The 13,834-nt window shown below is 49.0% G+C and carries 13 protein-coding genes; 6 read left to right on the top strand and 7 right to left on the bottom strand.

Features of this window, described 5'->3' with window-relative positions; all coding sequences use genetic code 11:
- Window positions 1-41: 41 nt before the first annotated feature.
- Complete coding sequence (locus OIK42_RS07705; RefSeq protein WP_273639566.1) at window positions 42-530, top strand: CvpA family protein; 489 nt, start codon at window positions 42-44, stop codon at window positions 528-530.
- Between the two features lie 13 nt (window positions 531-543).
- Window positions 544-2,064 (top strand): amidophosphoribosyltransferase, encoded by a 1,521-nt coding sequence (purF, locus tag OIK42_RS07710; RefSeq protein WP_273639567.1) that lies wholly within the window; start codon window positions 544-546, stop codon window positions 2,062-2,064.
- Window positions 2,065-2,164: 100 nt separating this feature from the next.
- Here purF and OIK42_RS07715 read toward each other — a convergent pair whose 3' ends face one another.
- Window positions 2,165-2,764, bottom strand: coding sequence for a Yip1 family protein (locus OIK42_RS07715; protein ID WP_273639568.1), 600 nt, complete (start codon window positions 2,762-2,764; stop codon window positions 2,165-2,167).
- A 285-nt stretch (window positions 2,765-3,049) separates the two neighbouring features.
- Between OIK42_RS07715 and miaE the strand changes: the two genes are divergently transcribed.
- Window positions 3,050-3,802, top strand: a complete 753-nt coding sequence (gene miaE / locus OIK42_RS07720; RefSeq protein WP_273639569.1) for a tRNA isopentenyl-2-thiomethyl-A-37 hydroxylase MiaE — start codon at window positions 3,050-3,052, stop codon at window positions 3,800-3,802.
- 118 nt (window positions 3,803-3,920) lie between these two features.
- A complete protein-coding gene (locus OIK42_RS07725) occupies window positions 3,921-5,225 on the top strand; it encodes a methyl-accepting chemotaxis protein (protein WP_273639570.1) in 1,305 nt (434 codons plus the stop codon).
- Window positions 5,226-5,263: 38 nt separating this feature from the next.
- Here OIK42_RS07725 and lpxH read toward each other — a convergent pair whose 3' ends face one another.
- Together lpxH and OIK42_RS07735 are read right to left on the bottom strand one after the other, a co-directional pair.
- Window positions 5,264-5,995 carry a UDP-2,3-diacylglucosamine diphosphatase gene (gene lpxH, locus OIK42_RS07730; RefSeq protein WP_273639571.1) on the bottom strand — a complete coding sequence of 244 codons (732 nt, stop codon included), beginning with the start codon at window positions 5,993-5,995 and terminating at the stop codon, window positions 5,264-5,266.
- Window positions 5,996-6,077: 82 nt separating this feature from the next.
- Entirely contained in the window at window positions 6,078-6,572 is a 495-nt protein-coding gene (locus tag OIK42_RS07735) for a peptidylprolyl isomerase (protein ID WP_273639572.1), read from the bottom strand.
- A gap of 202 nt (window positions 6,573-6,774) precedes the next feature.
- Between OIK42_RS07735 and cysS the strand changes: the two genes are divergently transcribed.
- Complete coding sequence (gene cysS, locus OIK42_RS07740) at window positions 6,775-8,163, top strand: cysteine--tRNA ligase (RefSeq protein WP_273639573.1); 1,389 nt, start codon at window positions 6,775-6,777, stop codon at window positions 8,161-8,163.
- Window positions 8,164-8,306: 143 nt separating this feature from the next.
- On the opposite strand, the gene OIK42_RS07745 is transcribed toward cysS, so the two are convergent.
- Window positions 8,307-8,915 (bottom strand): LysE family translocator, encoded by a 609-nt coding sequence (locus OIK42_RS07745; protein WP_273639574.1) that lies wholly within the window; start codon window positions 8,913-8,915, stop codon window positions 8,307-8,309.
- 245 nt (window positions 8,916-9,160) lie between these two features.
- Between OIK42_RS07745 and OIK42_RS07750 the strand changes: the two genes are divergently transcribed.
- Window positions 9,161-10,573 carry an aminotransferase-like domain-containing protein gene (locus OIK42_RS07750; protein WP_273639575.1) on the top strand — a complete coding sequence of 471 codons (1,413 nt, stop codon included), beginning with the start codon at window positions 9,161-9,163 and terminating at the stop codon, window positions 10,571-10,573.
- Window positions 10,574-10,616: 43 nt separating this feature from the next.
- Here OIK42_RS07750 and OIK42_RS07755 read toward each other — a convergent pair whose 3' ends face one another.
- From OIK42_RS07755 to OIK42_RS07765, 3 genes are read right to left on the bottom strand one after another with little or no spacing between them, the layout of a single operon-like run.
- Entirely contained in the window at window positions 10,617-11,087 is a 471-nt protein-coding gene (locus tag OIK42_RS07755; protein WP_273639576.1) for a methyltransferase family protein, read from the bottom strand.
- Window positions 11,071-12,138 carry an ion transporter gene (locus OIK42_RS07760; RefSeq protein ID WP_273639577.1) on the bottom strand — a complete coding sequence of 356 codons (1,068 nt, stop codon included), beginning with the start codon at window positions 12,136-12,138 and terminating at the stop codon, window positions 11,071-11,073. Before OIK42_RS07760 ends, OIK42_RS07755 begins: the two co-directional genes overlap by 17 nt.
- Before the next feature lie 15 nt (window positions 12,139-12,153).
- Window positions 12,154-13,821: a LysM peptidoglycan-binding domain-containing protein gene (locus OIK42_RS07765; protein WP_273639578.1), complete on the bottom strand. Its 1,668-nt coding sequence runs from the start codon at window positions 13,819-13,821 to the stop codon at window positions 12,154-12,156.
- Between the last annotated feature and the right edge of the window lie 13 nt (window positions 13,822-13,834).

Raw genomic sequence — 13,834 nt, forward strand, 5'->3', positions numbered from 1 at the left:
TTTTTAGCTGTATCGCTAACAGGATGGGTAAGTATCATCAAATGAATTGGCTGGATTACACAATCCTAGGTGTGGTAGCACTTTCCACGCTTATCAGTTTGGTGCGCGGCTTCGTGAAAGAAGCTATATCTCTTGCAGTATGGTTTGCTGCCATGTTTGTCGCCAGTCAATTTTATGCTGACCTCGCTGTTTATTTCACCCGAATCGAAGATGAACTCATACGCAATGGCGCTGCTATCGCCGTGTTGTTTATTGCGACGCTCTTACTGGGTGCATTAATTAGTTACACAATAAGCCAATTAGTTGAGGCAACCGGGTTGTCTGGTACCGACCGTGCCCTTGGGGCCGTTTTTGGCGCATTACGCGGCGTACTTATCGTGAGTGCGCTATTGTTTTTTCTGGATACATTTACACCCTCAGCGTCGTCACAATGGTGGCAGACATCGGTGTTAGTACCAGAGTTTGCAGTAATAATTGAGTGGTTTTTTAGTTATATAAAAGACAGCTCCAGTTTTTTAACTCCCGCTTAAATAGGTAACCTATATGTGTGGTATTGTCGGAATTGTTGGTAAAACACCGGTTGCTCAGTCGCTGTATGACTGTTTAACAGTATTGCAACACCGGGGTCAGGATGCGGCAGGCATAATGACAGTCAATAATGGTGTGTTTAATCTGCGTAAAGACAATGGACTGACCCGGGATGTATTTCATACCCGTCACATGAAACGTCTGACCGGGAATATGGGCATAGGCCATTGCCGGTATCCTACTGCAGGTTCGTCGAGCTCTGCCGAAGCACAGCCGTTTTATGTTAACTCACCGTTTGGTATTGCCTTTGCGCACAATGGTAACCTGACCAACGCCAGTGATTTACAACAAGAAGTGGCGCGTGTTGCCCGTCGTCATATTAATACGACGTCTGACTCAGAAATTCTGATGAATATTTTTGCCCACGAGTTATCGCAGCGCACGTCAGGATTAACCGTGTCACCCAAAGACATTTTTGAAGTGGTTACCAATGTGCATAATAAAGCGCGTGGCGCCTATGCGGTTGTAGCAGCCATCATTGGCTTAGGTATTGTGGCATTTCGTGATCCCAATGGTATTCGTCCGTTGGCGCTGGGTAAGCGCGTTACCGAAATGGGCGAAGAGTACATGGTGGCATCAGAAAGCGTTGCACTGGATGCCGTTGGTTTTCAGTTTATTCGCGATGTGGCACCGGGCGAAGCGGTATTTATCACCGAACAGGGCGAGTTGTTTACCCAGCAATGTTCGCAAAATCCGGTTACTGCACCGTGTATATTTGAGTTTGTTTATTTTGCCCGTCCTGATTCGTTTATCGACGGTATCTCAGTGTATGCCTCGCGCGTTAACATGGGTAAAAAGCTCGGCGCTAAGATAGCCAAAGAGTGGGCCGATTTAGACATCGATGTGGTGATCCCGATCCCCGAAACTTCCATGGATATCGCGCTGCAAATTTCTAATACGCTTAATCTGCCGTATCGTCAGGGCTTTGTGAAGAACCGTTATATTGGTCGTACTTTTATTATGCCGGGTCAAACTCAGCGTAAAAAATCAGTACGCCGGAAACTCAACGCGATTTCCTCTGAGTTTAAAGGTAAAAACGTACTGTTAGTGGATGACTCCATTGTACGCGGTACCACCTCGGGGCAAATCATTGAGATGGCGCGTGAGTCAGGGGCTAAAAAAGTGTATTTTGCCTCGGCGGCACCAGAAATTCGTTTCCCGAATGTGTACGGTATTGATATGCCATCAGCAAACGAACTCATTGCTTACGGACGTGAAATTGACCAAATCTCTGACCTTATTCAGGCAGACGGTCTGATTTTCCAGGATATTGATGATTTGGTCGACGCGGTGCAACAAGAAAACCCGCAGATCAAACGCTTTGAAACGTCGGTATTTGACGGCAACTATATTACCGGCGACGTAGACCAGGCCTACCTGGAACGCATTGATGCAGCGCGCAACGATATGGCACGCCGGGCGCCGGTGGTACAGGCAGAGTTGTCTAATCTGGATATGCACAATTTCGAAGCCTGAGGCAGGCTGCTGATAACGCGCAAGCAAATAAAAAGCCGTGCCCTGTTAAAGTAACAGGTGCACGGCTTTCTGCTTTAAGAATCAACAGTCCCTAACAGGCCTAGTGGCTATAGATAGGGCCTAATCCCATGCTCCATAAAATCACCGAACCGGCCATTAATATCACCAGCAACACCAGACCGCAGGTAACCACTGAGCTTGAATAAATAAAGCCTTTCTCTTCGGGAATGTGCAGCATAATCGGCACACCGGAATACAGCAGATAAACAGAGTACGATAATCCCACCAGGCCTATTGTCATAATAAACCACAGTTCAGGGTAGAGCCCGGCAAATCCAACCATAAACAACGGTGTTGCAGTATAAGCGGCCAGTTCAAGTGACTGCGTGTAAGTGGGCGAGGCGTCGAATGCCTTTGCCAGCTCATTAATCAGTACGGCCAGCGCTACTACGCCGGTCACTAAACCAAAGTACATTGCCAGGCTCATTAATAACGCGCTTTGCTGCGTTAGCCTGATGAGCTCACCTGCACCAATGCTCCAGCCAAGGTGCGCCGCTGAGTAATACCCAACGATCGCCGGAATCAAAGCAATAATCGCGATATGGCTGAACGCATAGAGATAGTTTTCGTGACGCGTATCTATCGTTTGCCATTCTTCTTTAGGATGGGTGTAAATTCCCCACAGGTGGTTCAGGATCATATTGGTTCCTTGAGCATCAAACAGTCAGCAGGATGTTTTTAAATTGTTATTAAATTAACAAATATTAAACAATTTAAGTCTTATCCATCTGCCAGATGAAGTCAATGACTTTTGCATGAAATTTAAACAAAGATACTCATGGCTCAGTTTTGCGTTGCAGGAGGCGCTATTCTCCTTAAGCGATTGATGTCGCGATGCCCGGTAAAGCCGTCTTATTAACTTACTGCCTTTAGGTTTATAACCGAGCAGGTATAATGCCTGCAATTACGCTAACGAGACGCAATTTTGGACGAGTTACTATTGCCTATTCGACAGTTTTTAGGCTGTCAAACCCCCCAGCGCTGGATTGCTGAAGCCATCAAGCCGGAAAATCTGCACGTGGTGCTGCTGGATCACCTGGTGTGTGAGTTGAAGGCAGCCCAGTCAGCCATGTATTTAATTCGTAAATATGCGGTAGATAAACAAAGCGGCGATGCCTTACTGGCATGGCTAAAACCCTTTGAGGATTTTACCTACCGTAAAGTGGGTGACTGGCGGGAGCTGGCTAAGCACGAAAAACTGAATAAAGCCATGCTACCCAAATCCGGCACACCTTACAGCCAGGAGCTTATTGATAAAATGGTGCTGTTGATAAGGGAAGAGCTGCATCATTTTTATCAGGTGCTGGAAATCATGGATGAATATGCCATTGAATACGAATCGGTGGGTTCGAGCCGGTATGCACGCGGTATGCTGCGCCATGTGCGCACTTACGAACCGCAGGCGCTTATCGATAAGCTCATTTGCGGTGCCTATATTGAGGCCCGCTCCTGCGAGCGTTTTGCCGTGCTGGTGCCCTACGTAGATAAACGCCTGTCAGACTTTTATTATTCTCTGTTACGCTCAGAAGCGCGCCATTATCAGGATTATCTCACCCTGGCGGAAAAAATAGCCGGTGAGGATATATCCGCACGCGTCGCATTTTTTTGTGATATCGAAACCGAACTGATATCGTCTCCCGATGAGGACTTTAAGTTTCATAGCGGTATTCCGGCTTAGTGTTTTTGTGACTCATCCAAGGTCAAGAATTTGTAATTATAAAAGTAGACTAAAGGTATATAGCGATTTTTAAATGCTGTGTCATACTTTAGTTGATATTGAACAATTAAAGTACTGTATGTTTTACAAGCAATTAAAAGCCGACTATGCCGAGGCGCTGGCAGAGCTGGCTGAATATAAACAAGCGTATAACGGCCTTAAAAGCGAAATGCTCTATTTTGAGCTGGCTCCGGGTGGCGAGATAGCGAACGTGAGTCAACACGCAGAAAGCGCGCTGAACCTTCGGTCCAATGCCTTAACCGGCAAGCCTTTTACACAATGTGTAGCAGAGAGCATGCGGGCAAGCAGCCATTATAAAGCGCTCGTCGATGCCATTAAAGCGCAGCGACATTGGTCAGGTCTTATCGATTTAAATCAAGGTAATGAGACGTTTTCGCTAATGGTGACATTGCAACCTTTCCTGAATAGCAAAGGGCAGTGTATCCGCTTTGATATCTTCGCTAAAAACCTGACCGCAGAAATGCAAAATTCGCGAAAAAGTGACGATATCATGAAGGCGTTGGATCGCTCTATGGCTATCATAGAGTTTACCCCTACCGGTCACATCATTAATGCGAACACGCCATTTTTGCAGACCATGGGCTATTCACTTAATGAAATAAAAGACAAGCACCACAGTATTTTTTGTACCAGGGCAATGGCAGAAAGTGCTGAGTATAAACACTTTTGGCAAAATCTGGCCCAGGGCAGGTTTTTATCAAACCGGTTTGAACGGGTGGATAAGCACGGCCAGTCTGTGTGGCTGGAAGCAACATACAACCCGGTGTTTGATGGCAAAGGAAAAGTCTACAAGGTGGTTAAGTTCGCCACCAATATTACCGACAAGGTTAAGCAAGAGCAGCGCGTCAATGATGCAGCTAAAATGGCCTCTCAGATGTCTGGCGAAACCGGCATTAATGCGGAGAAAAGCCAGCAGTTGATGAGTAAAATGGTGACAACGCTGGTTGCCCTGACCGAGCAAATGAAACGAGCGTCCAACGAAATTGGCGAGCTGGAACAACAGTCTTCAGCGCTCAATCAAATGGTCAGTGCTATTAGTGCCATTGCTGATCAAACCAACTTACTGGCATTAAACGCTGCTATAGAGGCCGCCCGGGCGGGCGATCAGGGCAGAGGATTCGCGGTGGTGGCCGATGAGGTAAGAGAGTTAGCGTCCAGAACAACGGATTCTACCAAGGAGATCATGACGGTATTTTCGCGTAATGATCAGTCGACCAAAGACGTGGTGGGGACGATAAAGCAGGGCCTGGACATTCTCGACAAGGTCACCACGCAATTAGAAGAAACCAAAATGTCGATTAGTGATATTGAACAAGGATCAGCAAAAGTCATTGCTGCCGTGGAACAACTATCAAATACATAAATGCAGGTCACCAGCAGCCATTGCAGGCTGCTGGTGCTTTACTGGCCGTTAAACATACGCCGTTCCAGGCGGATATCCCCGCTACTTACTCGTAGCACGCTACCCTGGGTATACCAGTCACCCACCACGATACGGTGAGCAGGCTTACCATTTACTACTAACGAATGAATATTAGGGCGGTGTGTATGGCCATGAATTAACTGCTGTACAGTGTGCTTGTTCATGACGTAAACCACTTCCTCCTGTACCACATCCATAATTTCAGCGGTTAGTTGTTGTTGGTTGCTTTGGCTTGTTTTACGGCCTTTGGCGGCGAGTTTGCGGCGCAGCCATAATGGCAGTGCGCCGACTAACCTTGGCCACCACCAGCCACGGGCTTTCTTGCGAAACTTTTGATATTCCACATCCAGCGTGCAGAGCTCGTCGCCGTGCATAATCAAGGTTTTAATACCATATAAATCGATAACATACTGCTCAGGCAGTAATGTCATGCCGGCTTTTTTCGCCCAACCAGAACGAATAGCAAAGTCGCGGTTGCCATGAATAAAATAAACCGGCGTCGTGGCAGACAGTTTCTTAAACGCCCTTGCAACAGTTTCTGATAAGGGGGTTACATCGTCGTCGCCCAGCCAAAACTCAAACAAATCACCAAGCACATACAGGGCTTCTGCTTCGGGCGCGTCGTTGGCAATAAAATCCAGCAGACATTGCGTAATATCTTCTCGCTCAGCGCTTAAATGTATATCTGCAATAAAATAGGTAAATGGCATAGGATACTAGCTAGTGAAGACATGAAAAAGGGAGCCAACGGACTCCCTCCTGAAGCGTGCTGAATGTCTCAACACTGAGTGGTTATTCCGTGATAATCGCTTGCTCAATGACAACCGCCTCAACCGGCACATCCTGGTGATAGCCATAATTACCGGTTTTAACATTCTTGATTTTTTCAACCACGTCCATACCGTCGGTCACTTTACCAAATACGCAGTATCCCCATCCGCTCGCCGATTCGCTTGAGAAGTTCAGGAAATCGTTGTCTTTAACATTAATAAAGAACTGTGCCGTAGCAGAGTGCGGATCGTTAGTACGCGCCATCGCCACAGTGCCTGCTTCATTGGCAACACCGTTATTGGCTTCGTTTTCGATTGGCGCTTTGGTTTCTTTTTGTTCCATGTCTGCGGTCATGCCGCCGCCCTGGATCATAAAGCCATCAATCACTCGGTGAAATATTGTGTTGTCGTAAAAACCGTCTTTCACATAAGACAGAAAATTTTCAACAGTTTTTGGCGCTTTGTCGGCATACAATTCCAGGGTAATGTCGCCGTAGTTAGTTTTAAACGTCACCATAGTGTTTAACCTTCTCTCGATTATTGGCTATCTGAATAAAGCGCCAATAGTAGCCCAAATGAGACAGCGCTAAAACCCCTCAAAACCACCTAATGATGTTTTACTGTAATATCTGACAGATAACTCCGCGCCCGGCGTGGTCAGGATGCATTTACAGTGCTAAACTTCGCCACCGAAAAAGGTTAATGAGGAAATTAGGACTATGTTGCAACTGTTTAACACCAAAACCCGTCAAAAAGAGCGTTTCGAACCGCTGGTCGAAGGGAAGGTGGGACTCTATGTTTGTGGCATAACCGTATACGACCTCAGCCACATGGGTCATGCCCGTACCTATTTAAGCTTTGATGTACTGGTGCGCTATCTACGCCACCTCGACTATGACGTTAACTACGTGCGTAACATCACCGACGTGGACGATAAAATTATTGCCCGCGCCGCACAAAACGGCGAAACCACAGAGGCCCTGACCGAACGCACTATCGCCATGATGCACGAGGATTTTGCCGCGCTTAACCTGATTGAGCCAGACATTGAGCCACGCGTGACCGGTCACATTAACGAAATTATTGATGTTATTCAGCAGCTGATAAACAAAGGCTATGCTTATCAGGCCAGCAGCGGCGATGTATTGTTTGATGTTAGCAAGTTTGCTGACTACGGCAAGTTAAGCCGTCAGAATCTGGAGCAGCTGCAATCCGGCGCCCGGGTCGAAGTTGCGGCAGGCAAAGATGATCCGCTGGATTTTGTGCTATGGAAAATGGCCAAAGCGGGTGAGCCTGCGTGGTCATCTCCCTGGGGCGAGGGCCGTCCGGGCTGGCACATTGAGTGTAGCGCCATGAATCACAAGCACCTTGGTAAACACTTTGATATTCATGGCGGCGGCTCAGATTTAACCTTTCCCCACCACGAAAACGAAGTGGCTCAGTCATGCTGCGCCTTTGACACGCCGTATGTGAATACCTGGATGCACACCGGTATGGTGCAGGTAAACGATGAAAAAATGTCCAAATCATTGGGCAACTTTTTTACCCTGCGCGATGTACTGGCCGAGCATGACGCCGAAATTTTGCGATTTTTCCTGATGTCGGCGCATTACCGCAGCCAGTTAAGCTATTCGCAGGATAACATCGATCAGGCCAAATCAGCGCTGGAACGTTTATATACTGCGTTACGGGGTGTAAAAATCGATAGCGTGACCGATCTCAGCTACGGGGGTTATCTCGAACGCTTCGAGCAAGCCATGAATGATGATCTGAACGTCCCCGAAGCCTACTCAGTATTGTTTGATTTGGCCCGCGATTTAAATAAGTTTAAGTCGCAAGGCGAAGACGGCGCCCTGGAAGCCGGTAAACTGGCGGCTGTGCTCAAGGGGATTGGCGGCATTTTAGGCTTTTTGCAACGCGATCCAGAAGCCTTTTTACAATCAGGCAACGATGGCGAAGTGGCCGAAATCGAAGCGCTCATTAAAGCGCGAAACGATGCCCGTGCAGCCAAAGACTGGAACGCGGCAGACGCGGCCCGCGATAAACTTACGGCAATGGGCATCGTGCTTGAAGACGGAGCTGGTGGCACGAGCTGGCGCCGCCAGTAACGCCATAAGTAATAGTCTCGCAGCAAACAGAAAGTAAAAATACACAAAAAAGCCCCGGCAATGATAAATCCATTGCCGGGGCTTTTTTTTGGCCTTGATGAACTTCGCTGAGACTTTGTCACTGTGTGCAAGGTGGTAAGCCGTTAAACGTCGATAATAAGCAACAAGGTTGCCGCTGTGGCAGCGCCCATGATGAGGTTAAAACCGCGACGTCGGATAGGGTTATTTAGCCAGGTCCGCAATGTGGCGCCGGTACCGGCCCAAACCGAGACAGACGCAAAGCCGATGATGGCAAAGGCCAGCATAATAGTGGCGCCGGACAATGCATAATCCTCGCCGGGCAAACTAAAGGTACTAACGCTGCCCAGCGCCATCATCCAGGCTTTTGGGTTTACAAACTGAAACAGCGCCGCCTGCCACCAGGTCAGAGGTTTACTGTTGCCCTGTTCAGTGGCATCGATAGCCGTTACCGGACCGCTGGCAATTTTATAAGCGAGCCAGAGTAAATAGGCCGCGCCGGCAACATTTAATAGTGAGTACAGGCCCGGGTACAAACTGAATAAGATGCCAAGCCCAAGCAGGACACACAGCATTAGCATGGCCACACCAACCACAATACCAGCAATATGGGGGAGCGTGCGTACATAGCCAAATTGTGCACCGGAGGCCAGTAACATTAAATTGTTTGGCCCGGGAGTCACCGAGGTGATAAATGCAAAGGTCGCAATGCCAAAAAGTAACGAGGTGTCCATTTTATATTCCGTCAGGCTGAGTTATTAGTGTGCCCCAAAAGGCACTGTGTGGTGTCACAGCGATAATATAGGTGATTGCACTGTATGGTTTTAGGGGCAGTGGTTGCAAAAAATTACCATACAGAAATGCCATAGGCTGAACTGTATGGTGATAAATGGCCTTATCTGTATGGTGATGGCGGTACTAATTGTGAGGTATAGTATTTTGTATGGTTGGTGATCGATGGTAGATGGGTGAGTAGCTGATGATTCGATATCTGCATTTGGCCGGGCGGCTTAAGGAACATATTCAGATGGGGCATTTTGCGCCCGGCGATAAACTGCCGTCAGTACGACAGTTAGCTGCTGAGCATGGGGTGAGTTTGTCTACCGTTCAGGAAGCCTACCGTGTGCTAGAGCAGGAAGGCCTGATTGAGGCTCGTGCCCGCTCCGGGTATTTTGTAGCACAGCTACGCGAGCGTATTGCCCGCCCGGCAGAATCGCAGCCGCCGCAACGGCCTATGGATGTGTCGCTGTGGGAAGATGTGCTCGACATGCTAACCGGTTACGGCGGTGAGACGTTTTGTGAGTTTCAGTATGCCATGCCAATTATGACGGCGCCCACATTAAAACCACTGTTAAAGAGCCTGTACGAGCTCAATCGTCATCGTGCCCAGGACGGCATGAGCTACGGCAATATCCAGGGCGATTTGGGCTTACGTGAGCAACTGTCACGTTTAGCCGCCGGGGCAGGGAGTCATCTTGAGGCCGGTGATTTTGTGGTAACCTCCGGTTGTCAGGAGGCCTTGTCGGTGTGTTTACGTTCGGTGGCCGAAAATGGCGATGTTATTGCGGTTGAATCGCCGGGTTTTTATGGTGCCATGCAGGCCATCAAAGCGGCGAATTTAAAAGCGCTGGAGATCCCCACCGATTCGGTTGCCGGCATGAGCATTGAAGCGCTTAAACTGGCCCTTGATCAGTGGCCGGTAAAGGCGATTCTGGTGACACCCACGGTGAATAATCCACAGGGCTATGTGATGCCCCTGGCCAAAAAGCAGGCTCTCTATCAACTTGCCCAGGAGTACGATGTCGCCATCATCGAAGATGACATATACGGTGATATTGCCTTTGATTACCCGCGGCCTAAAACCATAAAATCCTTCGATACGGACGGCCGGGTGCTGTTGTGTTCGTCGTTTTCGAAAAGCCTCGCCCCCGGCTTTCGGGTTGGCTGGATTGCGCCGGGGCGGTACCGGGACAAGGTATTGCATATTAAATACGTGAGCAGTTCAATGTGTCCAACCCTGCCACAATTAGCGATTGCCAGTTTTATTCGCCAGGGCGGTTATGAGCGGCATTTACGCGCCATGCGGGTTTTGTATCGTAAGGCCAGAGACGGCATGCTCAAAGGGATCGAGGCGTGTTTTCCGGAGGGGACGCGGGTAAGCTATCCCGAAGGCGGCTTTGTGTTATGGGTGGCGCTGCCCGACAGGTTTGATGCCACCCGGTTAGCCGAGCAGGCCAAACAACAAGGTATTATTTTAGCGCCGGGCCAGATGTTTTCGGCGACGGGTAAATACCGCAATTGCCTGCGCTTTAACTATATCGATCGTGACCCGGACACGCGCCTGGCCGCATTAAAAACCCTGGGTAATATGATGTCTGCAAACGACACATAGAACCAGGCCCGGCCGCACTTTGCCAGCTGCTTACCTTACTGCTTCAGTCATTACGGCCGTACCAGCGTTTGGTGCGCTGGCAATAGTCGTCAAATTCCTCCCCGAACAACTCCCGCATAGTGCGTTCTTCGGGGATAATCTGAAACCGTTGTAAGTAAATAAAGGTTAGCAAAGCAAAAAGAAAACCGCAGGCTTCACGCAGAATAAAGGCAAAGCCTACAATCGCCACAACTAACCCGAGATACATAGGGTTGCGGCTATAGGCAAAAATGCCACTGTCGACCAAACGACTGGCTTTGTGCGGTGAATAGGGGTTAACCGTGGTGTGATGTTGACGAAAGGCAACCACACCCGTGATACCAATAGCGCCCCCTGCGATAAACAAAACAAAACCCAGCGGTCTCAACGGATGAGGCAGGGGCAGGATATCTAACCAGGCGGCACCGCTGGTTAGCATCAGGGCAATAGTGAATACCACCACCGGTGGAATTTTGAGTTCAAAGCTGGCTAACATCGGTATCGTCTATCACTTGCTTGCGTTTGGCTTTGGCTGCTTTCTTTTGCATTTGTTTTTCAACTAATTGAGATTTCCAGCGTTGTTGGGAAACATGGCCTTTAATGGCTTCGATACATTCATTAACGACCAGTAAAAACTCCTGATCGAGATTTTGCTCCTGCGGGGTAAAATCTTTCAGGCCTGATGATACAAAGTCCTCTACGTCTTTAGCTTCCAGATCGGTGAGTAAATTAACGATAGAGGCGGTAACAATGTCGGTAACCGCGTTTTCCAGGGTAGTTTCAATTGTGCGGCCCACAACCGGCACGTAGGACAGGGTAGAGACCTGAGCATTTTCGCGCACCGCTTTACCCACGCTGTCTTTCACATGGCGGCGAATAACATCGCCATGCTGGCTATCGTTGATGGACTGGCCTAAATGATTGACCATGTTGGATAACCACGAACTGATAACCGGGCGACGCGGGGCCAGTACGTTTTCGGTGATGTCTTCGATTAACGGTGAGCCAGCGGCAATGTCCTGCTGCGCATCGGAGAGTACTTTAACCACAATACGGTCGCTGAGCTCTTCCACAAACACATCGTAGTAAAACGCGAAAAAACGGTAAATGCCAGTATCATTTAAGTCGATGATTTGGTTTTTGTGAAGCCGGTACAAAATGGAAAATATGCGCAAAAACCTGAAAATCCGCGTACCGCCAAGGGGAATACAGCCCACTAAATCATACCAGCGAATAAACGGAAAAAAGTACCAGCGCAGGTATTCTTCGGTTTTTATTGCGACTGCCCAGCGCACAAAAAACTCGGTTAAAAAGATACAAATAAATACAAAGTCGACGAGGATGAAGTTTTTATGAATGGGCTCATAAAACGTCACAAACGCGGGTGACCAGGCGCTGAGTGTGTCGCGGATAAACGCAGTGCCGTACAGGCCGTCAAACAGCAAAAATGCCAGATTCAGCAGTAGCAGGCCCAACATAACCATGTCGAGCAGTAACCAGGGGCCTTCATGACTGTTGCGCAGATTCGTCCGGTTGATTCTGAACATAGGGCCCCTTAGTGATTAGCCGACATTGCGCAGGCGGGTAACATCAACATGCAATGTAAGCTTTTGTCCGGGTTGCAGGTATTTCTTAGGGTTAAGATTATTCCACTTGGTAATGTCGCTGGTGCGCAAGTTAAATTTTTGCGCAATGCGTGCCAGTGAATCGCCCCGTCTTACCGTGTAGGTGAGCGTACGCATAATGGCATCGCGCTTTTGCTCATCGCTGGCTTCATTTACCCATATCACCAGAGTTTTCCCCGGCATCAGCGGATCGGTGGGCGCCATGCCATTCCACTTTGCCAGTGAACGGCTGTTGATTTTGTATTTGCGGCTAATATCCCACAGCGTGTCGCCTGACTTTACTTCATGGGTGAGCTGGTAACTGCCACGCTTTTTATTCTGAGTGGAGGCCAGGCGCTGATCCTGCGACAACGAATAGGCGTCCAGCTTTTTAAGCGCCACCGGTACCATCAGGTGATCGCCCACGCGGATCATGTTGCCTTTGATGTCATTAATGCGCTGAATGACGTCAACGGTGGTGTGGTAATCTTTAGCCAGTTTAAGCAGGCTATCACCGGATTTGACTTCGTGGCGAACCCAGTTGAGCCGCTTTTGGGTGTCGAGGCTGGCCAGTTGGGTGCTGAATAACTCCGCTTTATCTAAGGGTAAGACTAATCGGTGCGGGCCGTCGGGATCGGTAGCCCAGCGATTATAGCCAGGATTAAGCGCATGCAGCGATTGTAAATCCATACCAGCCAGGTCAGCTGCCAGCGCCAGATCGAGCTGTGAGCCTGTATCGACGGTGGCAATAACCGGTGCGTTGTCAATTTCGGGCCACTCAAAAGCATACTGCTCATGATTTTTTAAGATATCGGCCAGGGCTAACAGCTTAGGTACGTAAGCGCGTGTCTCGCGCGGTAGATCCAATGACCAAAAGTCAGTGGGCTTGCCGGCTTTTTGATTGCGTTTAATGGCTTTACCGACACGACCTTCGCCACTGTTATAGGCGGCCAGTGCATGGAGCCAATTGCCGTCAAACATATCATGGAGATAAGTCAGATAGTCGAGGGCGCCTTTGGTTGAGGCTATAACGTCGCGGCGACCGTCGTACCACCAGGTTTGCCCGATGCCAAAGCGTTTAGCGGTTCCCGGAATAAACTGCCACATACCCGCTGCGCGACCATGTGAATAAGCGAAGGGATCAAATGCACTCTCTACAATCGGTAATAATACCAGTTCGAGGGGCATATCCCGGGCTTCGATTTGCTGCACGATATGGTACAAAAATGGTCTGGCGCGTTTTGATACCCGGGCCATATATGCCGGATGCTTAAGATACCAGTTACGCTGCGCTTCGACGCGTCGGTTGTCGGGGATCTCAAAGGTAAACTGATTGCTGGCACGTAACCATAAATTCTCAATAACCACCGGCTCAACGGCTTCTTCGGCCGGGGTAATTTCTACCTCTACCTCTTCGGTAGGGTGCATGACTTCGATGACTCCCTCGTTGGCGAGTTCGCAGTCGGCCTGATCGTTAATATCAGTGTGGGCGATTTCGCAGGTGGAGCGAGTGTCTGCGCGATTTTCAGCAATTTGGGGCTGGGCCTGCTCTGCTGTGTCGGTTAACTGACAACCCGTAAGTAACGTTACTACGAGCAAGGGGAGAGCAGACAACGTAAATTTCATGTAACAACGAACC

Source organism: Alteromonas gilva, from assembly GCF_028595265.1.
Taxonomy (GTDB): Bacteria; Pseudomonadota; Gammaproteobacteria; order Enterobacterales; family Alteromonadaceae; genus Alteromonas; species Alteromonas gilva.

Excerpts from the sequence above, each read along its gene's own strand:
- OIK42_RS07705 (WP_273639566.1), top strand. The coding sequence starts at position 42 with ATGAATTGGCTGGATTACACAATCCTAGGTGTGGTAGCACTTTCCACG.
- OIK42_RS07735 (WP_273639572.1), bottom strand. The coding sequence starts at position 6,572 with ATGGTGACGTTTAAAACTAACTACGGCGACATTACCCTGGAATTGTAT.
- OIK42_RS07750 (WP_273639575.1), top strand. The coding sequence starts at position 9,161 with ATGATTCGATATCTGCATTTGGCCGGGCGGCTTAAGGAACATATTCAG.
- lpxH (WP_273639571.1), bottom strand. The coding sequence starts at position 5,995 with ATGCCATTTACCTATTTTATTGCAGATATACATTTAAGCGCTGAGCGA.
- purF (WP_273639567.1), top strand. The coding sequence starts at position 544 with ATGTGTGGTATTGTCGGAATTGTTGGTAAAACACCGGTTGCTCAGTCG.
- OIK42_RS07715 (WP_273639568.1), bottom strand. The coding sequence starts at position 2,764 with ATGATCCTGAACCACCTGTGGGGAATTTACACCCATCCTAAAGAAGAA.
- OIK42_RS07755 (WP_273639576.1), bottom strand. The coding sequence starts at position 11,087 with ATGTTAGCCAGCTTTGAACTCAAAATTCCACCGGTGGTGGTATTCACT.
- OIK42_RS07725 (WP_273639570.1), top strand. The coding sequence starts at position 3,921 with ATGTTTTACAAGCAATTAAAAGCCGACTATGCCGAGGCGCTGGCAGAG.
- OIK42_RS07760 (WP_273639577.1), bottom strand. The coding sequence starts at position 12,138 with ATGTTCAGAATCAACCGGACGAATCTGCGCAACAGTCATGAAGGCCCC.
- OIK42_RS07745 (WP_273639574.1), bottom strand. The coding sequence starts at position 8,915 with ATGGACACCTCGTTACTTTTTGGCATTGCGACCTTTGCATTTATCACC.
- cysS (WP_273639573.1), top strand. The coding sequence starts at position 6,775 with ATGTTGCAACTGTTTAACACCAAAACCCGTCAAAAAGAGCGTTTCGAA.
- OIK42_RS07765 (WP_273639578.1), bottom strand. The coding sequence starts at position 13,821 with ATGAAATTTACGTTGTCTGCTCTCCCCTTGCTCGTAGTAACGTTACTT.